Source organism: Amycolatopsis suaedae, assembly GCF_004214935.1.
Classification (GTDB): domain Bacteria; phylum Actinomycetota; class Actinomycetes; order Mycobacteriales; family Pseudonocardiaceae; genus Amycolatopsis; species Amycolatopsis suaedae.
Genome location: NZ_SFCC01000003.1, coordinates 243,659 through 266,433, shown reverse-complemented (window position 1 = coordinate 266,433; position 22,775 = coordinate 243,659). Strand labels below are relative to the sequence as shown.

Annotated in this window: 22 protein-coding genes; 8 read left to right on the top strand and 14 right to left on the bottom strand. The window is 71.4% G+C overall.

Going from position 1 to position 22,775, the window contains the following annotated elements:
• Positions 1-362: 362 nt before the first annotated feature.
• Positions 363-2,516, bottom strand: coding sequence for an ATP-dependent DNA helicase RecG (gene recG / locus EWH70_RS07280; RefSeq protein WP_130474486.1), 2,154 nt, complete (start codon positions 2,514-2,516; stop codon positions 363-365).
• 1 nt (position 2,517) lies between these two features.
• Entirely contained in the window at positions 2,518-4,113 is a 1,596-nt protein-coding gene (locus EWH70_RS07275) for a DAK2 domain-containing protein (RefSeq protein WP_130474485.1), read from the bottom strand.
• Between the two features lie 137 nt (positions 4,114-4,250).
• Between EWH70_RS07275 and rpmB the strand changes: the two genes are divergently transcribed.
• Positions 4,251-4,442, top strand: a complete 192-nt coding sequence (rpmB, locus tag EWH70_RS07270; protein WP_130474484.1) for a 50S ribosomal protein L28 — start codon at positions 4,251-4,253, stop codon at positions 4,440-4,442.
• A 550-nt stretch (positions 4,443-4,992) separates the two neighbouring features.
• Here the strand turns inward: rpmB and EWH70_RS07265 are convergent.
• The 4 genes from EWH70_RS07265 to EWH70_RS07250 are packed head-to-tail and all read right to left on the bottom strand — an operon-like array spanning position 4,993 to position 7,690.
• On the bottom strand, positions 4,993-5,670 hold the full coding sequence (locus tag EWH70_RS07265) for a uracil-DNA glycosylase (protein WP_130474483.1): 678 nt from the start codon (positions 5,668-5,670) through the stop codon (positions 4,993-4,995).
• A gap of 44 nt (positions 5,671-5,714) precedes the next feature.
• Positions 5,715-6,236: a gamma carbonic anhydrase family protein gene (locus EWH70_RS07260; protein ID WP_130474482.1), complete on the bottom strand. Its 522-nt coding sequence runs from the start codon at positions 6,234-6,236 to the stop codon at positions 5,715-5,717.
• Positions 6,236-6,715: a GNAT family N-acetyltransferase gene (locus tag EWH70_RS07255; protein WP_130474481.1), complete on the bottom strand. Its 480-nt coding sequence runs from the start codon at positions 6,713-6,715 to the stop codon at positions 6,236-6,238. The genes EWH70_RS07260 and EWH70_RS07255 overlap by 1 nt, the downstream gene beginning before the upstream one ends.
• Positions 6,716-6,724: 9 nt before the next feature.
• Positions 6,725-7,690, bottom strand: coding sequence for a thiamine-phosphate kinase (locus tag EWH70_RS07250; RefSeq protein ID WP_130474480.1), 966 nt, complete (start codon positions 7,688-7,690; stop codon positions 6,725-6,727).
• 111 nt (positions 7,691-7,801) lie between these two features.
• On the opposite strand from EWH70_RS07250, the gene EWH70_RS07245 reads away from it, so the two are divergent.
• Both EWH70_RS07245 and EWH70_RS07240 read left to right on the top strand, forming a co-directional pair.
• Positions 7,802-8,035, top strand: coding sequence for an Lrp/AsnC family transcriptional regulator (locus tag EWH70_RS07245; RefSeq protein WP_130474479.1), 234 nt, complete (start codon positions 7,802-7,804; stop codon positions 8,033-8,035).
• A 24-nt stretch (positions 8,036-8,059) separates the two neighbouring features.
• Positions 8,060-8,611 (top strand): DUF3515 domain-containing protein, encoded by a 552-nt coding sequence (locus EWH70_RS07240; protein ID WP_130474478.1) that lies wholly within the window; start codon positions 8,060-8,062, stop codon positions 8,609-8,611.
• A 164-nt stretch (positions 8,612-8,775) separates the two neighbouring features.
• Here the strand turns inward: EWH70_RS07240 and EWH70_RS07235 are convergent, their stop codons facing one another.
• A complete protein-coding gene (locus EWH70_RS07235) occupies positions 8,776-9,876 on the bottom strand; it encodes a D-alanine--D-alanine ligase family protein (protein WP_130474477.1) in 1,101 nt (366 codons plus the stop codon).
• 25 nt (positions 9,877-9,901) lie between these two features.
• Complete coding sequence (gene pdxR, locus EWH70_RS07230; RefSeq protein WP_130474476.1) at positions 9,902-11,269, bottom strand: MocR-like pyridoxine biosynthesis transcription factor PdxR; 1,368 nt, start codon at positions 11,267-11,269, stop codon at positions 9,902-9,904.
• Between the two features lie 85 nt (positions 11,270-11,354).
• Between pdxR and EWH70_RS07225 the strand changes: the two genes are divergently transcribed.
• The gene (locus tag EWH70_RS07225; protein ID WP_130474475.1) at positions 11,355-12,011 is read left to right on the top strand and encodes a pyridoxamine 5'-phosphate oxidase family protein; all 657 of its coding nucleotides are present in this window, start codon (positions 11,355-11,357) and stop codon (positions 12,009-12,011) included.
• On the opposite strand, the gene EWH70_RS07220 is transcribed toward EWH70_RS07225, so the two are convergent.
• The 3 genes from EWH70_RS07220 to EWH70_RS07210 all read right to left on the bottom strand — a co-directional run bounded on the left by EWH70_RS07220 (position 11,986) and on the right by EWH70_RS07210 (position 14,804).
• Positions 11,986-12,468: a cysteine dioxygenase gene (locus tag EWH70_RS07220; protein WP_130474474.1), complete on the bottom strand. Its 483-nt coding sequence runs from the start codon at positions 12,466-12,468 to the stop codon at positions 11,986-11,988. The two genes, EWH70_RS07225 and EWH70_RS07220, sit on opposite strands and share 26 nt — an antisense overlap.
• 634 nt (positions 12,469-13,102) lie before the next feature.
• Positions 13,103-14,107 carry an NAD(P)H-dependent glycerol-3-phosphate dehydrogenase gene (locus tag EWH70_RS07215; protein WP_130474473.1) on the bottom strand — a complete coding sequence of 335 codons (1,005 nt, stop codon included), beginning with the start codon at positions 14,105-14,107 and terminating at the stop codon, positions 13,103-13,105.
• On the bottom strand, positions 14,100-14,804 hold the full coding sequence (locus EWH70_RS07210; protein ID WP_130474472.1) for a lysophospholipid acyltransferase family protein: 705 nt from the start codon (positions 14,802-14,804) through the stop codon (positions 14,100-14,102). The genes EWH70_RS07215 and EWH70_RS07210 overlap by 8 nt, the downstream gene beginning before the upstream one ends.
• A 258-nt stretch (positions 14,805-15,062) precedes the next feature.
• Here EWH70_RS07210 and cofC point away from each other — a divergent pair, with 258 nt between their 5' ends.
• The 3 genes from cofC to EWH70_RS07195 all read left to right on the top strand — a co-directional run bounded on the left by cofC (position 15,063) and on the right by EWH70_RS07195 (position 18,875).
• Positions 15,063-15,683 carry a 2-phospho-L-lactate guanylyltransferase gene (cofC, locus tag EWH70_RS07205; protein WP_130474716.1) on the top strand — a complete coding sequence of 207 codons (621 nt, stop codon included), beginning with the start codon at positions 15,063-15,065 and terminating at the stop codon, positions 15,681-15,683.
• A 190-nt stretch (positions 15,684-15,873) separates the two neighbouring features.
• Positions 15,874-17,958, top strand: coding sequence for an RNA degradosome polyphosphate kinase (locus tag EWH70_RS07200; protein ID WP_240686848.1), 2,085 nt, complete (start codon positions 15,874-15,876; stop codon positions 17,956-17,958).
• Positions 17,955-18,875, top strand: a complete 921-nt coding sequence (locus tag EWH70_RS07195; protein WP_130474470.1) for an NUDIX hydrolase — start codon at positions 17,955-17,957, stop codon at positions 18,873-18,875. The genes EWH70_RS07200 and EWH70_RS07195 overlap by 4 nt, the downstream gene beginning before the upstream one ends.
• Before the next feature lie 87 nt (positions 18,876-18,962).
• Here EWH70_RS07195 and EWH70_RS07190 read toward each other — a convergent pair whose 3' ends face one another.
• The 3 genes from EWH70_RS07190 to leuC all read right to left on the bottom strand — a co-directional run bounded on the left by EWH70_RS07190 (position 18,963) and on the right by leuC (position 21,876).
• The gene (locus EWH70_RS07190) at positions 18,963-19,637 is read right to left on the bottom strand and encodes an HU family DNA-binding protein (protein ID WP_130474469.1); all 675 of its coding nucleotides are present in this window, start codon (positions 19,635-19,637) and stop codon (positions 18,963-18,965) included.
• 217 nt (positions 19,638-19,854) lie between these two features.
• Entirely contained in the window at positions 19,855-20,457 is a 603-nt protein-coding gene (gene leuD / locus EWH70_RS07185) for a 3-isopropylmalate dehydratase small subunit (protein ID WP_130474468.1), read from the bottom strand.
• Between the two features lie 15 nt (positions 20,458-20,472).
• Positions 20,473-21,876, bottom strand: coding sequence for a 3-isopropylmalate dehydratase large subunit (leuC, locus tag EWH70_RS07180; RefSeq protein WP_130474467.1), 1,404 nt, complete (start codon positions 21,874-21,876; stop codon positions 20,473-20,475).
• 143 nt (positions 21,877-22,019) lie between these two features.
• Here leuC and EWH70_RS07175 point away from each other — a divergent pair, with 143 nt between their 5' ends.
• A complete protein-coding gene (locus EWH70_RS07175; RefSeq protein ID WP_165436191.1) occupies positions 22,020-22,721 on the top strand; it encodes an IclR family transcriptional regulator in 702 nt (233 codons plus the stop codon).
• The last annotated feature ends 54 nt before the right edge of the window (positions 22,722-22,775 follow it).

Genomic DNA, 22,775 nt, shown 5'->3' with positions numbered 1-22,775 from the left:
CCTTCATCACGTGAGACGTCAGGGCCCCGGCAAAGTCGGTGTGCAGCGGGGTGAGTGGTGGTCCCGAGCGCAGAGTTCGCGTGCCGGAATGCAGAACTCGCGTGCGTGAGCGCAGAACTCAGAATGTGGACGCCGGTTCTCCCGTGGCGCCGGTCGCCTGTGTGAACGGCCCGCTCGCGCGAGTCGTCCGTTCCGGACCCGCGAGTTGTCCATTCCCGCCCACCTGGTCCCACTGTCCGGCACGCCGGTTCCGGATCACGAGACGCGGGCCTGAGGTCAAGCTCGTGAAGGCCACCTTCATTACGTGTGACGTGGTGATGGTGGCCTTCACGTGCTCTGGGCCGTTGCCGCACCCGGCTCGGCTAGGTCTTCTCCAGGTATTCGGCACGCTCGGCGTCGACGACCGACGCGACCAGCTGGGCCAGGCCGGGCTGCCCGTCCAGCGCCGGGTCCTCGGTGATGATCGCCTGCGCGTGCTTGCGCGCCCGCGCGATCAGGTCCTCGTCGCGCAGCAGCGACAGCAGCTTGAGCCCGGACCGCGTACCCGACTGCGCCGCACCGAGGATGTCGCCCTCGCGGCGCAGCTCCAGGTCCAACCGGGACAGTTCGAATCCGTCCGTTGTGGACGCCACCGCGTCCAGCCGCTCGCGCGTGCTGGTGCCGTCGAACGACTCCGTCACCAGCAGGCACAGCCCCGGCACGTCACCCCGGCCGACCCGCCCGCGCAGCTGGTGCAGCTGGCTCACCCCGAACCGGTCGGCGTCCATGATCACCATCGCTGTCGCGTTCGGGACGTTGACGCCGACCTCGACGACCGTGGTGGCCACGAGCACGTCGACCTTCCCCGCCGCGAACGCCCGCATGACGGCGTCCTTCTCGTCGGCGGGCAGCCGCCCGTGCAGGATGCCGACGGTCAGCGCCTTGAGCGGGCCCTCGGCCAGCTCACCGGCCACGTCGAGAACCGCCAGCGGCGGCCGCCTGCCGCTCTTGTCCGACGGCGGCTCGTCGCCGATGCGCGGGCACACCACGTACGCCTGGTGCCCCTTGCCGACCTCCTCGACGATCCGCTGCCACGCCCGGTCCAGCCACGCGGGCCGCTCGTTGACCGGCACCACCGTGGTCGAGATCGGCGACCGCCCGGCGGGCAGTTCACGCAGGGCGGCGATCTCCAGGTCGCCGTACACGGTCATCGCCACCGTGCGCGGAATCGGCGTCGCGGTCATCACCAGCACGTGCGGGCTGGTCGACTCCGCACCCCTGGTGCGCAGGGCGTCGCGCTGTTCGACGCCGAACCGGTGCTGCTCGTCGACGACGACCAGCCCCAGATCGGCGAACGACACCGTGTCCTGGATCAGCGCGTGGGTGCCGACGACGATCCCCGCCGCGCCGCTGGCGGCGTCCAGCAGCGCCTGCTTGCGTTCCTTCGCACCCATCGACCCGGTCAGCAGCGTGACCCGGGTGGCGTTCTCCGCACCACCCAGCTCGCCAGCCTGGCCCAGGTCGCCGAGCAGCTCACGCAGTGAACGGGCGTGCTGCGCGGCCAGCACCTCGGTCGGCGCCAGCATCGCCGCCTGCCGCCCGGCGTCGACGACCTGCAGCATCGCCCGCAGCGCCACCACGGTCTTGCCGCTGCCGACCTCGCCCTGCAGCAGCAGGTTCATCGGGTGCTCGACCGACAGGTCGGCGGCGATCTTCTCGCCCACCTCACGCTGTCCGGCGGTCAGCTCGAACGGCAGCCGCCCGTCGAACGCGGCCAGGATGCCGTCGCCGCTGGGCGGGCACGCGGGCGCGGGCCGGGACACCGCGGAATGCCTGCGCTGGGCGAACACCAGCTGGATGGCCATGGCCTCGTCCCACTTCAGCCTGCGCCGGGCGGCGTCGAGCCACTCCCAGCTCTCCGGCCGGTGGATGTTGCGCAGCGAGTCGTGCAGCGACCGCAGCTTCAGCTCTTCCAGCAGCCCGGCGGGCATCGGGTCGTCCTTGGGTTCGAGGACGTCGAGCACCTGCCGGACGCAGCGGGCGATCGACCACGACGGCATTCCCTGCGCCGCGGGGTAGACCGGGATGATCTCGCCGAGGAACTCGTCCATCGTGGACGTCTGGTCCTCCGACTCCAGCAGCTCGTACTCGGGGTTGGCCAGCTGCAGCTTGTCGCGGAACGCCGTCACCTTCCCGGCGAACAGGCCGGTCTTGCCCGGCCGCAGTTCCTGCTCGCGCCAGGCCTGGTTGAAGAACGCGCAGGTGATCCGGCGCGTCCCGTCGGTGATCACCAGCTCCAGGATGGACCCGCGCCGCGAGCGCATGGTCCGCTTGCTGGTGGTCTCGATCCGGGCCAGCACGGTGGCGTGCTCGCCCAGCTCCAGCCCGGCGATGTCGGTGAGCTGGCCGCGTTCGGCGTAGCGGCGCGGGTAGTGCCGCAGCAGGTCGCTCACCGTGTGGATGTTCAGCGCCGACGCCAGCGCCTTGGCCGAGCGCGCACCCAGCAGCGGCACCAGTTTGTCGCCAAGGACAGCCATGTCACTCCACCCCGATCAGCAGCACGGTGTCGGTCTGGTCGCCGGCGTAGCAGGTCAGTTCCACCTCGGGATGTTCCGCCCGCAGCTCCTCGGCGAGTACCCGCTCGATGCCGGCCGGGGCGTCGGCGCCGGTGATGACCGTGATCAGCTCGCCGCCCAGCGCCAGCATCCGGCCGAGCACGCGGACGGCCGTGGCGGCGATGTCGTCGTCATCCGCCGGACCCTGCTCGATCAGCACGACCTCGCCGTCGACCAGCCCGACGACGTCACCGGCGTACACCCGGCCGACCCAGGTGAGCGCCTCCCCGGCGGCGACCCGCAGCTCGCCGCGGCGGGTGGCAGCGGCGGCCTCGGCCATGGCGACGACGTCGTCGTTGACCCGCCGCGCCGGGTCGTGCACGGCCAGCGCGGCCAGCACCTGGACCGGCGAGGCACACGGGATGATCACGACATCGCGGTCGCCTGCCATGGCGTGCCCGACGGCGGCGTCGGCGGCCGCGGTCAGCTCGGCCCCGCCGGGCAGCACGGTGACGTGCTCCCCGGCCGTCTCCGTGATCAGCCCGAGCATCTGCTCCACGCTGGGTACTGAACCAGTCGGCACCGACAGGACCGCGACGTTCTCCGCCCGCAGCACCTCGGCCAGTTTCTCCCCGTGGACCACGGCGACGACCGTCCGGTCCAGCCCGCCGGCCGGCTCCAGTGGCGCGGGGGTGATCAGCGGTTCGACCCGGATCCGGCGGGGCCTGCCCGCCTCGATTCCGGCCTCGATGGCTGCGCCGATGTCGGCGCAGTGGACGTGGACGGCGTGACTGCCCGCGCCGTCGGCCGCGACCGTGACGCTGTCGCCGAGCCCGCTCAGTGCCGTGCGCAGGGCGGGGATGGCGTCGCTGTCGGCGCCGTCGAGCAGGTACATGACCTCCCAGGCATACGGGGCCCGCGCGGCCGGCTCCGGCCGGATCTCGGTGTGGACGGGCACCTCGGTGGCCTGCTCGCGGCCGGTGATCACGCCCAGCAGCGCGTCGAGCACGGCCACCAGGCCGCGGCCGCCCGCGTCGACCACCCCGGCGCGGGCCAGCACCGGGAGCTGGTTGGGGGTGTTGCGCAGGGCCCGCTCCGCCGCGTCGACGGCCCGGCGCGCGACCTCCGGCAGCGGAGCGGTCAGGTCGCGCACGGCGTCGGCCACGACGTGCAGCACGCTGAGCATGGTGCCCGCGACCGGCCGGGTGACGGCGCCGGTGGCGACCCGGTCGGCGTGCCCGAGTGCTCGCGCGAGCGTGGGGCCGTCGAGCCGCTCGGCGTCGCCCGCCGACTCGGCCAGGCCCCGCAGGACCTGCGACATGATCACCCCGGAGTTGCCCCTGGCGGCCGCGACGGCGCCGCGGGCCAGCACGGCCAGCGCGGCACCGGCCCCAGCCGGTTCGGATTCGGCGGCCAGGGTGTCGCGGGCGCCGGTGAACGTGTGCAGCAGGTTGGAGCCGGTGTCGGAGTCGGCCACCGGGTAGACGTTGATGCCGTTGATCTCGGGACGCAGGACGTCCAGGGTGTGCACGCACGCCGAGGCCCAGCCGGTCACGGCGGCCGCGTCCAGTTCGTGCACCGGTACCCTCCTCGCACAGCGTCGGGTGCGAGGGTATCGACCCGGTTCCGGCCCCCCGGAACGCACCAGTTACCCTGTTTCGAGTTGCCCGCCGTGGCGGGCTGTGTTGTCTTCCCTGATCCAAAGGAGTGTTCGACGTGGCTGCCGTGTGCGACGTCTGTGGCAAGGGGCCCGGCTTCGGCAAGTCGGTCTCGCACTCCCACCGGCGTACCTCTCGCCGGTGGAACCCGAACATCCAGACCGTCCACGCCAAGGTCGGTCTGTCGCAGAGGAAGCGGCTGAACGTCTGCACGTCCTGCCTGAAGGCCGGCAAGGTCGTTCGCGGCTGACCCTCGCGCCAAGCCGAACCGGCCCGGGTGACCGTCAGGTCCCCGGGCCGTTTGGCGTGCACGGGCCCACCGGGGCCGCGAAGCACGTGAAGGCCACCTTCACCACGTCTGACGTCAGGGCCTCGGCAAAGTCCGGGGTGCTGTGTGCCCCCAATGTGGCATTGGGGAACTTGAACTCCCCCAATGCCACATTGGGGGAGTTTGCTGGGTCTCTTTCGTGGTGACGGCTGGGTCTGCTGGGTCGGGTGTGACTGGTGAGGCTGCTACCCCGGTACGGGAAGGTCGTGAAGGCCACCTTCATCACATGAGACGACAGAAACTCGGCCTTCATCCGAACACCGGGCTATCGCGGTCACCACACCAGCCCCACCAGTCACACCCGTAAAGCAGCGAGGGAGCTTTACTACCCTTCTTCGCCAGCAAAGCTCCCTCGCTCACATCGGACGCCCGACTTTGCCGGGGCCCTGACGTCTCACGTAATGAAGATGGCCTTCACGTGCTTTGGCCGGGACTGGCACCGGCACCTGGGCGCGCGGACGGCGCCGGCCGGTTAGGGGAGCTTCCAGTCCAGGGGCTCGGCGCCCTGCCGCACCAGCAGTTCGTTGGCCCTGCTGAACGGCCGCGACCCGAAGAAGCCGTTGTGCGCCGACAGCGGGCTCGGGTGCGCCGACTCGATGCACGGCACCTCGCCCAGCATCGGCCGCAGGTTGCGGGCGTTGCGGCCCCACAGGATGGCGACCAGCGGCCCGCCACGCTCGGCGAGCGCCTTGATGGCCTGCTCGGTGACCTGTTCCCAGCCCTTGCCCTGGTGCGAGTTGGGCCGCCCCGGCGACACGGTCAGCGCCCTGTTGAGCAGCAGCACGCCCTGCTCGGTCCACGGCGTCAGGTCGCCGTTGGCGGGCGGCGGGTGACCGAGGTCGTCGCAGTACTCCTTGTAGATGTTGATCAGGCTCTTCGGCAGCGGCCGCACGTCCGGCGCCACGGCGAAGCACAGGCCGATCGGATGCCCCGGCGTCGGGTACGGGTCCTGGCCGACGATCAGCACCCGCACCCCGTCGAACGGCTGCTGGAACGCCCGCAGCACGTGGTCGCCCGCGGGGAGGTAACGGCGCCCTGCCGCGATCTCCGCCCGTAGGAAGTCCCCCATCGCGGCGATGTTGTCCGCCACGGGTTCGAGGGCCTTCGCCCAGCCGGCTTCGACGATCTCGTGCAGCGGTCGTGCGGTCACGGCCAGCGACTCTATAGGCGCCGTCACACTGCCGTGTCAGCGCCCTAACCGATCCGCCGCAGCTCCGCCCGGAAGCGCGCCGACCTGCGCACGTAGCTCTCCACGACGGCGGCGACGTTCTCCGGCCCGAACGAGGTGTTCTCCCTGGTCTTCGCAGGCACGCCGAGTGCGATGTGCCCGGACGGCACCCGCTTGTCGTAGGACAGCACGGCCCCGGCGCCGACCACGGCGTCGTCCTCGACGACCGTCCCGTTCAGTACCACCGAACCCGACGCGATCAGGCAACGGGTGCCGATCGTCGCACCCTCCACGTGGACCGCGTGCCCGAGCGCGGACTCCGGGCCGATCAGCGTGGGGTGCCGGGTCGTGCAGTGCACGACACAGCCGTCCTGCACGTTGCTGCGCTCACCGATGGCGATGTACCCGCCGTCGCCCCGCAGCACGGTCTGCGGCCACACCGACGCGAACGCGGCGATCCGCACGTCGCCGATGACCGTGGCGTCCGGATGAACGTAGGCGTCGGGGTGGATGTCGGGCACCAGATCGCCCAGCGCGTAGATCGCCACTAGTCCTCCACAAGCGACTTGCTGAAGTACCGGCTGTCCGGTTCGTCGGCGTAGTAACCGAAACCGGACATCGGGGTGTAGCCACTGGACTCGTAGAGGGCGATGGCCTCCGGCTGTTTCGTCCCGGTCTCCAGCACCATCCGCCGCCTGCCCGCGGCCCGGGCCGTCGACTCCAGCTCGGCCAGCACCGCACGCGCCAGCCCGCGGCCACGCGCGGTGGCCGACACGTACATGCGCTTGATCTCGGCGTCCCCGTCGAGCAGGTGACCGCCGTCCGCGTCGCGCACCCGCCACGCGCCGGTGGCCACCGGGACACCGTCGAGATAGCCGACGACGAACAGCCCGAGCGGCGGGGCGAACTCCTCCGCCCGCACCACGGTGGCGTCGGCCGAGCCGTACCGGACCACGTACTCCTGCTGGACCTCGGCGATCAGCTTCTGGGCGTCCGGGTCGTCGTAGGGCACCACCTTGATCTGCACGACCGGACCCTAACGCCAGTGCTGCCAGCCCGGCTCCCCGTTGTGCGGTTCCCCATCGACGGTGACGCCGGTGTCCGGCATGGTGACCGAGCCGATCCGCCGCCAGCCCTCCGGCAGATCGGCGAACGGCGGGAACGTCGCGGCCAGCGCGTGGTCCTCCCCGCCGGTGAGGACCCAGCTCATCGGGTCGGCCCCCAGCGCCTGGCCGACCTCGCGCAGGCGCTGGTGCACCTCCAGCCGCTCGGTCCGCACGTCGAGACCGACCTCGGAGGCGGCCGCCAGGTGCCCGAGGTCGGCCAGCAGGCCGTCGGACACGTCGATCATGGCCGTCGCACCCGCGACGGCCGCCGCCGGACCCGCGGCGTAGTCCGGCTCGGGGTAGCGCTGGGCATTCACCACGCCGACCGGCGACCGGAAACCCCTGCCGAGCACCACGAGCCCGGCCGCGGCCCAGCCCAGCCGCCCGCACAGCGCGAGGATGTCCCCCGGCCGCGCGCCCGACCGGGTGACCGGCTGGCGGCCTTCCAGGTCGCCGAGCGCCGTGACGCTCACCACGAGCTGGTCGGCCCGCACCACGTCGCCGCCGACGACGCCGACGCCGGCCCGCTCGGCCTCGCCCCACATGCCGTCGACCAGCTCGGTGATCACGTCGGTGGGTGTGTCGGCCGGGCACGCGAGTCCCACCAGGACCGACGTCGGCCGCGCGCCCATGGCGGCGACATCGGCCAGGTTCACGGCGACGGCCTTGCGCCCGACGTGCTCGGGAGCCGACCAGTCCAGCCGGAAGTGCACGCCCTGGACCAGGACGTCGGTCGACACCACGGTCCGGCCGTCGGGTGCGGCCACGACGGCCGCGTCGTCGCCGGGGCCGAGCAGCGTCGACTCCGGCTGTCTACGGCCCGTGGTGACGGCGCGGATCAGACCGAACTCGCCCGTCGCGGCCACGGTCGGCTTCTCCGGTGTGTCGTTCGGCACGTGGTCGCCTCCTGATCTCCAATAGTCGGACCCCCTATCGTTGTCCGAACTGGGGTAAGTTCCTTCCACGTTCCTACCCGTAGCCGACCGATCAAGCCGAAGGGGCGCGCCGTGGTCCACGCATACATCCTGATCCAGACCGAGGTCGGCAAGGCCGCGTCGGTCGCGGCCGAGATCTCCGGAATCCCTGGTGTCACCAGCTCGGAGGATGTGACCGGCCCCTACGACGTCATCGTGCGCGCGGCGGCCGACAACGTCGACCAGCTCGGCCAGCTCGTCGTCGCCAAGGTGCAGAACGTCGAGGGCATCACCCGCACGCTGACCTGCCCCGTGGTCAACCTCTGATCGACGACATGCTGTAGTAGGCGGGTGCCCGAGCAAGACACCGAAACGGGAGGCCCCCCGCGGGTCCTGATCGTCACCGCCACCGTCATCGCGGTGCTCTTCGCCGCGGGCGTGGCGGTTTTCGGCATCGTGACCAACAAGCCGGAGCCGGACCAGCCCGCGGCGGGCGGTCCGCTGCCGCTGGTGTCCGTTCCCGCCCCGCAGGCGGGCACCCCAGCCTGCGCGCGGCTGATCGAGCGGATGCCCGGTGAACTGACCTCGAACGGCCGGCCGCTGGCCCGGCGCACGCTGGCCGACCCGGCGCCGCCCGCCGCCGCGGCCTGGGGCGACCCGGCGCCGGTGGTGCTGCGCTGCGGGCTGGACCGCCCACCGGAGCTGACCCCGACGGCGCCGCTGCGGCTGGTCAACGGCGTGCAGTGGCTGCAGGTGCAGAGCGCGGGCACGGCGACCTGGTACGCCGTCGACCGTGAGGTCTACGCGGCGCTGACCGTGCCGGACACCGCGGGCACCGGGCCGCTGCAGACCGTGTCCGACGTGGTGGCCGCGGCGCTGCCGCCGCAGCCGTTGCGGTTCTAGGAGTGTGCTGAACGGCCCCGCCCGTCGCGAGCGGTGATCCAGGCGCCGCCTCGCAAGGCGGAGGATCGCCCTCGTACTGGACCGTACTCGGGCGATCCGACAACGCAGCGAGGCGCCGCCTGGGCGCCGCGCAGCAGGGCGGGGCTGTTCAGCGCACTCCTTACCTAACGCAGGCCCGTTCCGCGGGCCATGGCCGTCTCGATGAGCGTGGTGAGCAGCGTCGGGTAGTCCACGCCGGTGACGCCCCACATCTTCGGGTAGGCCGACGTCGTGGTGAAGCCCGGCATGGTGTTGACCTCGTTGATCAGCAGCTCGCCGTCCTCGCGCAGGAAGAAGTCGACTCGCGCCAGCCCCTGGCAGTCCAGCGAGTGGAAGGCCTGCACGGCCGTCGCGCGGATCCGCTCGGTCACCGCGTCGTCCAGCTTGGCCGGGATGTCGAGTTCCGCGCCGTCGCCCAGGTACTTGTTCTCGAAGTCGTACCAGGCCGAGTCGTCCTCGGACAGCATGCGGATCTCGGCGGGCAGCGACGCCTCGACCCGGCCGTCGGGGAACTCCAGCACGCCGCACTCGATCTCGCGGCCGGCGACCGCGGCCTCCACGAGCACCTTCGGGTCGGTCTCGCGGGCCAGCGCGATGGCCGCGTCGAGCTCGGCCCAGTCGGTGACCTTGCTCATGCCGATCGACGAACCCGCGCGGGCAGGCTTGACGAACACCGGCAGCCCCAGGCGGTCCCGCGTCGCCTGGTCCAGAGTGGACTGTCCACGGCGGACGACCGCGTAGTCGCCGATGGGCAGCCCCTCGGCGACGAACAGCTTCTTGGCGAACTCCTTGTCCATGGCCGCGGCACTGGCCAGCACGCCGGGGCCGACGTAGGGAACGTCGGCCATCTCCAGCAGACCCTGGATGGTGCCGTCCTCGCCGAACGCCCCGTGCAGCACGGGGAACACGACGTCGACCGCGCCGAGCGCCTCGGTGCCAGCGTCCAGCGAGACGAGCTCGCGGCGGGTCGGGTCACCGGCGAGAACCAGCGCGGCGCCGCCGTCGACCGTCGGCAGCCGCGACCCGGTGATCTTCAGATGCTCGGAGTCCGACGTGCCGAGCACCCAGCCACCCTGACGGGTGACGCCGATCGGGATGACGTCGAACCGGTCGGTGTCGAGGTTGGCGAGGATGCTGCCAGCGGAAACGCAGGAGACGGTGTGCTCGGTGCTGCGGCCGCCGAACACGACCGCCACCCGGATCTTGCGGGAGTTCGCGCCGTTCATGACCGGTCACCCTACCGGGCGCTTGTCAGCGCAGTAGTTCGACCAGTACGTCAAGGGCCCGCTGCAGGGCCTCCCGCGAGCAGTTCGAGTAGGCGATCGCCACCCCGTGCGTGGTGGGTTCGCCCGCGAAATGCCTGCCCAGGTTGTCCAGCCGGATGCCTTTCGCCTCGGCGGCGGCGACGGTGCTGCGTTCGACCTGCGCCGACGGCAGCGGAACCACCAGGTGCGCACCCGCGTCGTCACCGAGCACCCGCACGCCGCCTGCCCGCAGCGCGGTGACCAGCATGGTTCTGCGTTCGGCCAGCTCGCGGCGCAGCCGCCGCAGGTGCCTGCCCAGGTCGCCGTGACGTGCCAGTTCGACGAGCACCCGCTGCCCGGCGGGCGAGGGCCGGGTGCCGGTGCGGTCCCGGTGGTCGAGCACGGCGGCGGTCACCGCGGCGGGCGCGACCATCCAGCCCGCGCCCAGCGTCGGCGTGAGGATCTTGCTGGTCGTGCCCAGGTGGACGACGACGTCCGGGGCGAGCGCGGCCAGCAGCGGCAGCGGCGCGACGTCGAAGCGCAGTTCGCCGTCGTAGTCGTCCTCGATGAGCAGGATGTTCTCCGCCCGCGCCCGCTCGACCAGCTCCACCCGGCGGGCGGCGCTCATCCGGCTGCCCATCGGGTACTGGTGGGCGGGCGAGCAGTACACCGCCCGCACACCGGGCGGCACGGCACCCGGCCGCAGGCCCTCGTCGTCCACCGGCACGCCGACGACACGCAGGCCGTAACCACGCAGCGCCTGCACGGCCCGCTGGTAGCCGGGTTCCTCGACGGCGATGACGTCGTCGCGGCCGAACACGGCGGCGGCCAGCTCGATGACGGCCGCGGTCGTGCCGCCGGTGGCCAGCACCGACTCGGTGCCCGCGACGAGGCCGCGATGACGCAGCAGGTGCTCGGCGATCACCGTGCGGTACTCGTAGAGGCCTGCCCGTTCCGAACGGGCCTCAGCCGGGGCGTCGGCGGCGGCTCGCCAGGCGCGGCGCCACGCCGAACGGTCCAGTCCCTCCGCCCACGGAACGCCGGGGGTCAGGTCGAGCAGCGGCGCGGGCGCGCGCTGCGGGCCGGGTGTGGCGGCGTCGGCGGGCCTCGAGCGCTCCGGTGGCGAGGTGGTGACGTAGGTGCCCGAGCCGTGCCTGCCGGCGATCCAGCCCTCGGCATGCAGTTGCTCGTAGGCGGCGGAGGTGACCGTCCGGCTCACCCCGAGCCTGCGGGCGAGCGCCCTGGTCGACGGCAGCCGGTCCCCTCCCCGCAGGTGTCCCGCCGACGCGGCGGCCCGCAGCGCGTCGGCGAGCTGCACCGCGAGCGGTACGTCCGCATCGCGGTCCAGCGTGACCGGCAGCGCGGTCTCGGACACGGCGGCCTCCTCCGGCAAGTGGACTGCTAGATTGTACTACTTTTGGCTATTCTCGAAGTCCACTATGGGTGTTCATGCTCAGCGTATGACCCTTTCGCCGACCCCACGCAGCACGCTGACCCGCAAGCGAGACCGCGCCCGCGACGATCGTCAGGCACTGTACGACGTCCTCGACGCCGGCCTGGTGTGTCACCTCGGCCTGGTGCTCAACGGATCGCCGGTCGTGCTGCCCACCGGCTACGGCAGGGACGGCGACACGCTCTACGTGCACGGGTCGACCGGCTCGGGCAACCTCCGGGAGGCCGCGCGGGGCGTGGCCGTGTGCGTGACGGTCACCCTGCTCGACGGCATCGTCTACTCCCGCTCGGTGAACGACCACTCGATGAACTACCGCTCCGCGGTCGTGCACGGCAACGCCCGCCCGGTGACCGACCCGGACGAGAAGCTACGCGGGCTGCGGGTGCTCACCGACCACCTGGCGCCGGGTTCGTGGGGCTACGCGAGGGACCTGAACGCGAAGGAACTCGCCGCGGTCAGCGTGCTGGCGGTCGGGCTGGCCGAGGCGTCGGTGAAGGTGCGGGCGGGCGACCCGACCGACGAGCCGGAGGACGTCCTGAACTCCCCGGCGTGGGCCGGTGTGCTGCCGGTGCGGACGGTCTTCGGCGAGCCGGAGTCCTCAGCCGACCTGGCCGTCGGCACCCCGGTGCCGCCGCACGTCAGCCGACGCGCACGGGGCCGCTGACCGGATCCGGCAGGTAGCTGCGCATCGTGCGGCCGCCGGAGCGGTAGACGTGCACGCTCACCGCGGGGTCGGGCCCCTCGTTGCGGACCTGGTGGACGTAGCCGGGGCCGAACACGCGGGACTGGCCGGGCGAGAGCGGGTGCACCTCGGTGATGACCCTGCCGGACGCGGTCCGGCGGGTGACGGTCTCGGTCAGCGAGCCGGACACGATGGTGAACGCGCCGGTCGAGTGGCCGTGGTCGTGCAGGTCGGTCTGCTGGCCGGGTAGCCAGCCCATCAGCCAGATCTCCTGGTGTTCGTCGCGCTCGACGAGGGTGAAGAACCGCTGGTCGGGGTCGTAACGCAGCAGGTGCCGCCAGCGGTCACGGTCGGTGGCGACCTCGAGCGCGACCCGCACGGGGTGACGCAGGGCGGGGTTCTCGGGCGCGAGCAGGGTGTTGTCCGGAACAGCGAACATGGCTGGGTGTGTCCTTGGATGTGGGTTGTCGGCCGGGCGTGGATTCGCGGCTAGCGACAACACGGACACAGCGCGGTAAGACGGGAAGGCCCCTGGCTGGGCGACCCCGTCTCGAACCGCGCACGCATCAACACGGCGACCACTCAACCGCACCCGTCACCGTCGGTCAACCCGTCCCAGCCTCCGGGACGGCCCGTCAATGCACGTGAAGGCCACCTTCATTACGTCTCATGTGGTGAAGGTGGCCTTCACGTGCTTGTGCCCGACGCGCGAGGGTCTCGTTCGTGGTGGCCGGTGGGACTGCTGAGCCCGTTGTGCCTGTTGTGCACGCTGTGCTCGCCGAGGCGGCGAGACCCGGGCCGGGAAGCGCATGAAGGCCACCTTCATCAAGTCAGACGACAGGAACTCGGCCTTCACACCAATCCAGCTGACCCGGCCACCACAACGGCACCGCCGGTCACACGAACGAGACCCCACACTCGCAGCCAACGGCACCATCCTGGCGAATCTCGCCACCAAGGTGCCCTTCGCAGCAGCGCCGCGGCCGCGGTCACCGGACTTTGCCGGGACCCTGACGTCTCACGTGATGAAGGTGGCCTTCACGTGCCTTGCGCCGGAGCCGGACCGAACGCCGTCAGGACCACTCGTGTTTCTGCGAGCGGCCCAGCAGCTCGGCGCCCACCTTGCGGGGGTCGACGTCCTCGTGACACACCCGGTGCATCGCGTCGGTGATCGGCATGTCGACACCGTGCAGGTCGGCCAGCGCCCGGATCGACGAGCACGACTTGACCCCCTCGGCGACCTGACCGCCGGTGGCCTCCTGTGCCTGCTTCAGCGTCTCGCCCCGGCCGAGGCGCTCGCCGAACGTCCGGTTGCGGGACAGCGGCGACGAGCAGGTGGCCACCAGGTCGCCGAGCCCGGCCAGGCCGGCGAACGTGAGCGGGTCGGCGCCCAGCTTGACGCCCAGCCGCGCCGTCTCGGCCAGGCCGCGGGTGATCAGCGTGGCCATCGTGTTGGCCCCCAGCCCCAGCCCGGCAGCCATGCCGCAGCTCAGCGCGATGACGTTCTTGCACGCCCCGCCCAGCTCGCAGCCGACCACGTCGGTGTTGGTGTACGGGCGGAAATAGGAGTTGAAGCTCGCCCGCTGCACGGCCACCGCACGCTCGTGGTCGGCACAGGCGACGACGGCCGCGGCCGGCTGGCCCTGCGCGATCTCCCTGGCCAGGTTCGGCCCGGACACGACGGCCACCTGCCCGTCGGGCACTCCGGCGATCTCGGTGATCACCTCGCTCATCCGCTTCAGCGTGCCCAGCTCGACGCCCTTGGCCAGGCTCACCAGGGTGACGCCGGCCGGCAGCAGGTCCCGCCACGCGGTCAGGTTGGCCCGCAGGCTCTGACTGGGTACCGCCAGCACCACGGCCTGCGCGCCGTCCAGCGCCCGCGCCGGGTCGGCCGTCGCGTCCAGCGTGGGCAACGTCACCCCGGGCAGGTACGACTCGTTGGTGCGGGCGGTGCGGATCTCCTCCGCGACCTCCTCGCGGCGGGCCCACAGGGTGACCTCACGCCCGGCGTCGGCGAGGACCTTGGCGAACGCCGTGCCCCACGAACCGGCACCGAGCACGGTGATCCGCTCAATCACCCGGCTGCTCCGGCTTCTTGGCCGGGGCCTGCTCGCCCCGCACGTCGGCCAGCAGGTCGGTGACCCGGTCCATCATCAGCTCGGTGACCTCGCGCAGCGTGGCGCTGCTCGCCTGCCTGCCCCGGTAGGCGCCGAGGTCGATCGGTTCGCCGACCGAGTGGGTCACGGTCTTGCGGGGGAACGGCCGGAACTTCTTCGTGTAGCCGTTGAAGATGTCCTGGGTGCCCCAGCGGGCGATCGGGATGACCGGGACGTCGTTCTCGATCGCCAGGCGCGCGGCGCCGGTGAACGAGCGCTTCGGCCAGCCGTCCGGGTCCTTGGTGATCGTGCCCTCCGGGTAGATCACCACGACCTTGCCCTCCCGCAACGCCTGGTGCGCGGCCCGCAGGCTGTCACCCGCCGTCGCCGACCCGCGGTACACCGGGATGCCGCCGGAGCCGAGGAAGATCCGGCCGAAGATCGGCGCCTTGGCGACGCTGTCCTTGGCCAGGAACCGCGGGACCCGCTTCTGCCGGTGCACGAACACCGCGTCGACCGCCGGGTCCAGGTGGGACACGTGATTCAGCACGAGCAGCGCCGGCCCCTGCCGCGGGATGCGCTCGGCTCCCCGGTAGACCCGACGCGCCATCCAGGTCAGCGGGTAGAACAGTGCGGCGGCGGCGCCGACCCAGAACCCGCCCTTCTCCCGATCAGCCAACTCTCCTCCTGCGTCCGATGGCAGAGATCCTAGGCCGTGTCCGATGGGTGGCTCCGTCGCGAGCGTGGATCAGCGTGGTGATCGCCAAGGCGGAGGCAGATCCTCGTACTGGGTCGTACTCGGGTCTGCCGACAACGCAGGCGATCGCCGCGCTGGCCGCGCGCAGCAGGAGCCATCCGTCGGACGCGGCCTGTGCGTGGTGGTTCCGGCTCAGGTAAAGATGGTGACGTGGCATTCGAGGTGGACCTGGTGGTCCCGATGAAACCGCCGAACGTGGGTAAGTCACGCCTGCGCGGTGCCGTCGACTACCACCCGCAGGACGAGGAGACGCACACCGAGCTGGTGCTCGCACTCGCCGCCGACACGGTGGGCGCGGCGACCGCGAGCAGCGTGGTGCGCAGGGTGCTGGTGGTCGCCGCCGACCCCGCGGCGCTGTCCGGCCTGTGCATGCTGGGCGCGGAAGTCGTCGACCAGGGGGCGGCCCGTGATCTCAACACGGCGTTACGGCACGGTGAACGGATCCTGCGCGCGGCCGACCCGACCGGCGTGGTGGCCGCCCTGCAGGCAGATCTGCCCGCACTGCGGGCCGAGGAGCTGTCCGCGGCGCTGTCGGCCGCGGCGGGCAGGCGGGCGTTCGTGGCCGACCGGCAGGGCACGGGCACCACGCTGCTGGTGTCGGCGCCGGGTGCGCCGCTGAATCCGCTGTTCGGCCCGGGGTCGGCGCTCGCGCACACCGCCTCCGGTGCGGTGCCGCTGGACGTCGACGCCCCGAGCCTGCGCAGCGACGTGGACACCGCCGCCGATCTCGCCCACGCCCGGCGAATCGGCCTGGGTGAACATACGGCGACGCTTCTGGGTGAGAGTTGCTGTCTCGGTTGAGAACTGAAGAGACAAGAACAACTCGATCCGCGCAACTCGCGCGGGCGTGGGGAACAATGCAGGTGTGAGCGAGCAGCACGAGACACCGGCCCCACCCACACAGAGCAGTCCACCCACGCCCACGGGCGAGGGCGAGCTCGCACAGCCTCGCCACCAGGAGAAACACTCGGTACCGTCGGCGCCACCCGCCGTGACCCCCGTGGTCGCCCCACTGGCCGACAGCCTGCCCGACGACCGCTACTTCAACCGGGAGCTGTCGTGGCAGGACTTCAACGCCAGGGTGCTCGCACTGGCCGAGGACTCCTCCCAGCCGCTGCTGGAGCGGGTCAAGTTCCTGGCGATCTTCGCGTCTAATTTGGACGAGTTCTACATGGTCCGGGTCGCCGGGCTGAAGCGCCGCGACGAGACGGGCCTGTCCGTCCGCAGCGCCGACGGGCTCACCCCGCGTGAGCAGCTCGCCTACATCGCCAAGCGCAACCAGGACCTCGTCGAGCGGCACACCGGCGCCTTCGAGGAGGAGCTGCGGCCGCTGCTGGAGCAGGAGGGCATCCGGATCGTCGGCTGGGCCGACCTCGACGACCCGGACCGCCTGCGGCTGTCCAACTACTTCAGCGACCAGGTCTTCCCGGTGCTCACCCCGCTGGCGGTCGACCCGGCGCACCCGTTCCCCTACATCTCGGGGCTCTCGCTCAACCTCGCCGTGACGGTGCGCGACCCGGAGGGCGGCACCGAGCGGTTCGCCAGGGTCAAGGTGCCCAACAACGTCCCCCGCCTCATCCGGGTGGAGCAGCGGCGGGAGGAACGGACGGCGACATTCCTGCCGCTGGAGGAACTGATCTCGGCCCATCTCGGTGAACTGTTCACCGGGATGGAGGTCACCGAGCACCACGTGTTCCGGATCACCCGCAACGCCGACTTCGAGGTCGAGGAGGACCGCGACGAGGACCTCCTGCAGGCGCTGGAACGGGAGCTGGCGCAGCGCCGGTTCGGCCCGCCGGTGCGGCTCGAGGTGGCGCAGGACATGAGCGAGCACATGCTCGAACTGCTGCTGCGAGAGCTGGAGGTGGACCCGCACGACGTCGTCGAGGTCCCCGGCCTGCTCGACCTGACCTGCCTGCACCAACTGTCCGGTGTGGACCGCAAGGAGCTGAAGTACCGCTCGTTCGTCCCGGCGACCCACCCGGCGTTCGGCGAGCGGGAGACCCCCAAGAGCGTGTTCGCCACCCTGCGCGAGGGCGACGTGCTGGTGCATCACCCGTACGACTCGTTCTCCACGAGCGTGCAGCGGTTCATCGAGCAGGCCGCCGCCGACGACAAGGTGCTGGCCATCAAGCAGACGCTGTACCGCACCTCGGGCGACTCGCCGATCGTCGACGCGCTCGTCGACGCGGCCGAGGCCGGCAAGCAGGTCGTGGCGCTGGTGGAGATCAAGGCGCGCTTCGATGAGCAGGCCAACATCACCTGGGCGCGGACGCTGGAGCGCGCGGGAGTCCACGTCGTCTACGGACTGGTCGGGCTCAAGACGCACTGCAAGACGGCGCTGGTGGTGCGGCAGGAGGGGTCGACGATCCGGCGGTACTGCCACATCGGTACCGGCAACTACAACCCGAAGACGGCGCGGATCTACGAGGACCTCGGGCTGCTGACGGCAGACCCGGAGATCGGCTCGGACCTGACCGACCTGTTCAACGTCCTCACCGGCTACTCGCGCCAGGACCGGTTCCGCAGCATCCTCACCGCCCCCAACGGCATCCGGCGCGGCATCCTGCGCCGCATCGCCGAGGAGATCGAGCACGCGCGGCGCGGCCGTCCGGCCGGTGTGCGGATCAAGTGCAACTCGCTCGTCGACGAGCAGGTCATCGACGCGCTGTACCACGCGTCGCAGGCCGGTGTGCCGGTCGAGATCGTGGTGCGCGGGATCTGCTCGCTCAAACCGGGGGTCGAGGGGCTCAGCGAGAACATCACCGTGCGGTCGATCCTCGGCCGGTTCCTTGAGCACTCGCGGGTGTTCCACTTCCGCGGTGGCAACTCGTACTGGATCGGCAGCGCCGACATGATGCACCGCAACCTCGACCGGCGCATCGAGGCGCTGGTGCGGGTCAAGGATCCCAAGCTGACCGCCCAGCTGGACGACATCTTCGACTCCGCGCTGGACGAGCACACGCGCTGCTGGGTACTGACCTCGACGGGCGAGTGGTCGCCCGCGCCCGCCGACCGGTCCGAGGTCCGCGACCACCAGTTCGAGCTGATCACACGCCACGGAGCGGCCGGGTGAGTTCACCGATCCGCGCCGCCGGCGTGGTCCTGTGGCAAGGCTCCGAACCACGCGTAGCCGTGGTGCACCGGCCGCGGTACGACGACTGGTCACTGCCCAAGGGCAAGCTCGACCCGGGCGAGACGATCCACGTCGCCGCGGCGCGGGAGACCGTGGAGGAGACCGGGTTCACGCCCGTGCTCGGCCGGTACCTGCGGCAGATCCGCTACACCGTGGACGCCGTCCCGAAGACCGTCGACTATTTCAGCGCGCGGGTGGCCGGCGGCCGGTTCGAGCCGAACGACGAGGTCGACGAGCTGCGCTGGCTGACGCCGGCCGAGGCCGAGGCGACGCTCACCCGGCCGGCCGATGTGGACGTTGTGCGGGACTTCGCCGCGCTGCCCGCCGGGCTCACGACCGTACTGCTGGTGCGGCACGCGAAAGCGGGCAAACGCGACGAGTGGACCGGCGACGACGACCTGCGGCCGCTGTCGGACGCCGGCGTGCGGCAGGCGCAGGGACTGCGTGTGGTGCTCGGTCTGTTCGGTCCGGACAGGGTGGTGTCCGCGCCGCGGCTGCGGTGCGTCCGGACCGTCAGCGGTGTCGCGGCCGACGCCGGGGTGGAGACCGAGCAGGACCCGTGGCTGTCCGAGGAGGTCTACTGGCGCGACCCGGATCGCGCGCGGGCCCGGTTCGTCGAACTGGCCGCCGGGGGCGGGACGCCGCTGGTGTGCAGTCAGGGCAAGGTCATTCCGGACCTGGTCGCGTCGCTGGCGCGGCGCGACGGTGTGCCGCTGCCCGCCCCGGCACCGCAGGCGAAGAAGGGGTCGCTGTGGCTGCTGTCGTTCCTGCCGCCCACGGGCTCGCAGGGGCCCCGGCTGGCGGCGGCCACGTACTTCGCCTCACCGCTGCCCACTCCCCTGCCCACGGCCCCCTGAGGCCCGCGCGCTGACCCGGAACGCGGCAGGGCCCCGTGCGGAGTCGCACGGGGCCCTGCCGAATCGGGTACCGAAATACCTACCCGGTTACTTCTTCTTCGCCGCGGCGGAGGTCTTCTTCGCCGGGGCCTTCTTCGCCGTGCTCTTGGCGGCCGTGCTCTTCGCGGCCGTCTTCGGCGCGGCCTTGGCGGTGGTCTTCGCCGCGGCCTTGGGCGCCGCCTTGGTGGCGGTCTTGCGAGCGGTGGTGGCCTTGGCGGTGCTCTTGGCAGCCGTCTTCGGCGCCGCCTTGGTGGCGGTCCGGCTCGCGGTGGTGCGGGTCGAGGCGGCACGCGTGCGGGTCGTCGTGCTGCGCGTGGCAGCGGGACGGCTCGCGGTGGTGCGGCTCGACGCGGCACGGGTGGTGGTGCTGCGCGACGCGGTCGTGCCACCGGTGGAACGGGTGGCGGCGGCCGCCTTCTTCGGGGCGGTCAGCTTCGGCAGCTTCTTCGAACCGCTCACCACGTCCTTGAACGTGGTGCCGGCGCGGAAGGCCGGGACGTTGGTCTTCTTCACCCGCACGGTCTCACCGGTCCGCGGGTTGCGGGCGGTGCGGGCGGCGCGGGCGCGCTTCTCGAACACACCGAAGCCGGTGATGTTGACCTTCTCGCCCTTGTTGACCGTCCTGATGATGATGTCGACGAGGCCGTCGACCGCTGCCGATGCAACCTTCTTGTCGCCCAAACGCTCCGAGAGCGCTTCGATCAGCTGGGCCTTGTTGGCCATTCCAGTCCTCCAAGCAGAACAACCTGTACACGGCCACGTTAGGCCGACTTGCGCACACGGTATTACCAACCGCGCAATTTTTCCAAACGGCGCGCGCAAGTTTCTGTTGCCGCGAGCGCGGTTCCGCCTCTAGAGGGACACCCGCACAAGCCGTCCGACGCAGTCCGCGGGCAGGTCGCCCGGGCACGAATTCCCTTGTCGAACAGGGATTTTGCCCCTACGGGGATGCCTGGAGAGTGGTCACCGGCTTCCATGAAGGCCGACCGGACTCGAACGAGTCGATGGCTTCGGCGTGTCGGAGGGTGAGAGCGATGTCATCGAGCCCTTCGAGCAGCCGCCAGCGGGTGTAGTCGTCGATCGCGAACCCGGCGACGAACTCTTTGGCCCGCACGGTCTTCGCCTGGAGGTCGACGGTGACCTCCGTGCCGGGCTCGTTCTCCAGGATCTTCCACAGCTGCTCGACGTCGGCCTGCTCACACTGCGCGGCCACCAGACCCTGCTTGCCGGAGTTGCCACGGAAGATGTCGGCGAACCGGGAGGAGATGACCACCCGGAAGCCGTAGTCCATCAGTGCCCACACGGCGTGCTCACGGGAGGAGCCGGTGCCGAAGTCCGGCCCGGCGACGAGGACGCTGCCCGCGCGGAACGGCTCCTGGTTGAGCACGAACGTGTCGTCGCCACGCCAGGCGGCGAACAACCCGTCCTCGAACCCGGTGCGGGTCACCCGCTTCAGGTAGACGGCCGGGATGATCTGGTCTGTGTCCACGTTGGACCGGCGCAGCGGGACGCCGACGCCGGTGTGGGTGGTGAACGCTTCCATGGGTGTTTCTCCTGATCAGACGAGGTCTTCGGGGCTGGACAGGGTGCCGCGCACGGCCGTCGCGGCCGCCACGAGCGGGGACACCAGATGGGTCCGGCCGCCCTTGCCCTGCCGCCCCTCGAAGTTGCGGTTGGAGGTCGACGCGCTGCGCTCACCGGGCGCCAGCTGGTCCGGGTTCATGCCGAGGCACATCGAGCACCCGGCCTGACGCCACTCGGCGCCGGCCGCGGTGAAGACCTCGTGAAGGCCCTCCTCCTCGGCCGCCTTGCGCACGCGCATCGAACCGGGCACCACGAGCATCCGGACCCCGCTGGCGACCTTGTGGCCGCGCAGCACGTCGGCGGCGGCCCGCAGGTCCTCGATCCGGCCGTTGGTGCACGACCCGAGGAAGACGGTGTCGACCGCGATCTCCCGCAGCGGGGTGCCCGGACGCAGGTCCATATAGGACAGGGCCTTCTCGGCGGCGGCCCGCTCGTTCTCGTCGGCGATGGCCTCCGGGTCCGGGACCGACGCGCCCAGCGGCAGGCCCTGGCCGGGGTTGGTGCCCCAGGTCACGAACGGGGTCAGCTCGCTCGCGTCGATGTGGACCTGCTCGTCGAACTCGGCGTCGTCGTCGGTGCGCAGCGACCGCCAGTTCTCCACCGCGGCGTCCCAGTCGGCGCCCTTCGGGGCGTGCGGGCGGTCCTTCAGGTAGGCGAACGTGGTCTCGTCCGGAGCGATCATCCCGGCGCGGGCGCCGGCTTCGATGGACATGTTGCAGATGGTCATCCGCGCCTCCATCGATAGCGCCTCGATGGCCTCGCCGCGGTACTCCAGCACGTAGCCCTGGCCGCCGCCGGTGCCGATCTTGGCGATGACGGCGAGGATGATGTCCTTGGCCGTCACGCCCGGCCGCAGCCGACCGTCCACGTTGATCGCCATCGTCTTGAACGGCCGCAGCGGCAGCGTCTGGGTGGCGAGCACGTGCTCGACCTCGGACGTGCCGATGCCGAACGCCATCGCGCCGAACGCGCCGTGCGTGGAGGTGTGACTGTCACCGCACACCACGGTCATCCCCGGCTGGGTCAGGCCGAGCTGCGGGCCGATCACGTGGACGATCCCCTGCTCCGCGTCGCCCATCGGGTGTAGCCGGACGCCGAACTCCTTGCAGTTGCGGCGAAGGGTGTCGACCTGGGTGCGGGACACCGGATCGGCGATCGGCAGCTCGATGTCGACGGTCGGGACGTTGTGGTCCTCGGTGGCGATCGTCAGGTCCGGCCTGCGGACCGGACGACCCGCGAGGCGGAGTCCGTCGAACGCCTGCGGGCTGGTGACCTCGTGCACCAGGTGCAGGTCGATGTAGAGCAGATCGGGCTCGGCTCCCTCGCCGCGACGCACGACGTGTGCGTCCCACACCTTCTCCGCCAATGTGCGGGCCATCAGGGTTTCCTCCCACTGCTGTTGCCAGGGAGAAAGGAGAACTCGGGTTCCGGCCGGCGGGCCGAGCCACGCCGGACGGCGACTCGGTTCCCAATCATCCCAGCATCTGGACTTCCCAAACTTCGGGAAGATAGTATCGCGCTGTGGGACAGCATAGCGGCATCGGAGTATTGGACAAGGCAGTGGCCGTCCTGCAGGCGGTCGCCGAAGACCCCTGCGGGCTGGCGGAGCTGTGCAACCGCACCGGCCTTCCCCGCGCCACCGCGCACCGGCTCGCGGTCGGCCTGGAAGTGCACCGGCTGCTGCGCAGAGGGCCGGACGGCCGGTGGCGGCCGGGCACGGCGCTCGCCGAACTGGCCGGGGGCACAACCGATCCCCTGCTCGACGCGGCGGGTTCGGTACTGCCCAAACTGCGGGACATCACCGGCGAGAGCGTCCAGCTCTACCGCCGCGACGGCGTCCAGCGGGTCTGCGTGGCCACGGCCGAGCCGCCGAGTGGTCTGCGCGACACCGTCCCGATTGGATCAAGGCTGCCGATGACCGCGGGCTCGGGCGCGAAGGTTCTCGCCGCGTGGGCCGACCCGCACACGCAGCGCACCATCCTCACCGACGCCGTCTTCGGCGAGCGCACGCTGCTGGAGGTCCGCCGCCGCGGCTGGGCGCAGAGCGTCGCCGAGCGCGAGCCGGGCGTCGCCAGTGTGTCCGCGCCGGTGCGGGACTCCTCCGGCTCCGTGGTCGCCGCCGTGTCGGTGTCCGGCCCGATCGACCGCATCGGGCGCAAGCCCGGTGCGCGCTGGGCGGCCGACCTGCTGGCCGCCGCCGAGGCGCTGCAGGAGCGCCTCTAGCGGCGGGCGGGTCGCGGGCCCGATCAATGTGGCTTCCGTCGCGCCCCCAATGTG

Coding starts and splice junctions, on each gene's coding strand:
- recG (WP_130474486.1), bottom strand. CDS start 2,516: ATGGCTGTCCTTGGCGACAAACTGGTGCCGCTGCTGGGTGCGCGCTCG.
- EWH70_RS07235 (WP_130474477.1), bottom strand. CDS start 9,876: ATGAACGGCGCGAACTCCCGCAAGATCCGGGTGGCGGTCGTGTTCGGC.
- EWH70_RS07225 (WP_130474475.1), top strand. CDS start 11,355: ATGACCCTTTCGCCGACCCCACGCAGCACGCTGACCCGCAAGCGAGAC.
- EWH70_RS07220 (WP_130474474.1), bottom strand. CDS start 12,468: ATGTTCGCTGTTCCGGACAACACCCTGCTCGCGCCCGAGAACCCCGCC.
- cofC (WP_130474716.1), top strand. CDS start 15,063: ATGAAACCGCCGAACGTGGGTAAGTCACGCCTGCGCGGTGCCGTCGAC.
- EWH70_RS07190 (WP_130474469.1), bottom strand. CDS start 19,637: ATGGCCAACAAGGCCCAGCTGATCGAAGCGCTCTCGGAGCGTTTGGGC.
- leuD (WP_130474468.1), bottom strand. CDS start 20,457: ATGGAAGCGTTCACCACCCACACCGGCGTCGGCGTCCCGCTGCGCCGG.
- leuC (WP_130474467.1), bottom strand. CDS start 21,876: ATGGCCCGCACATTGGCGGAGAAGGTGTGGGACGCACACGTCGTGCGT.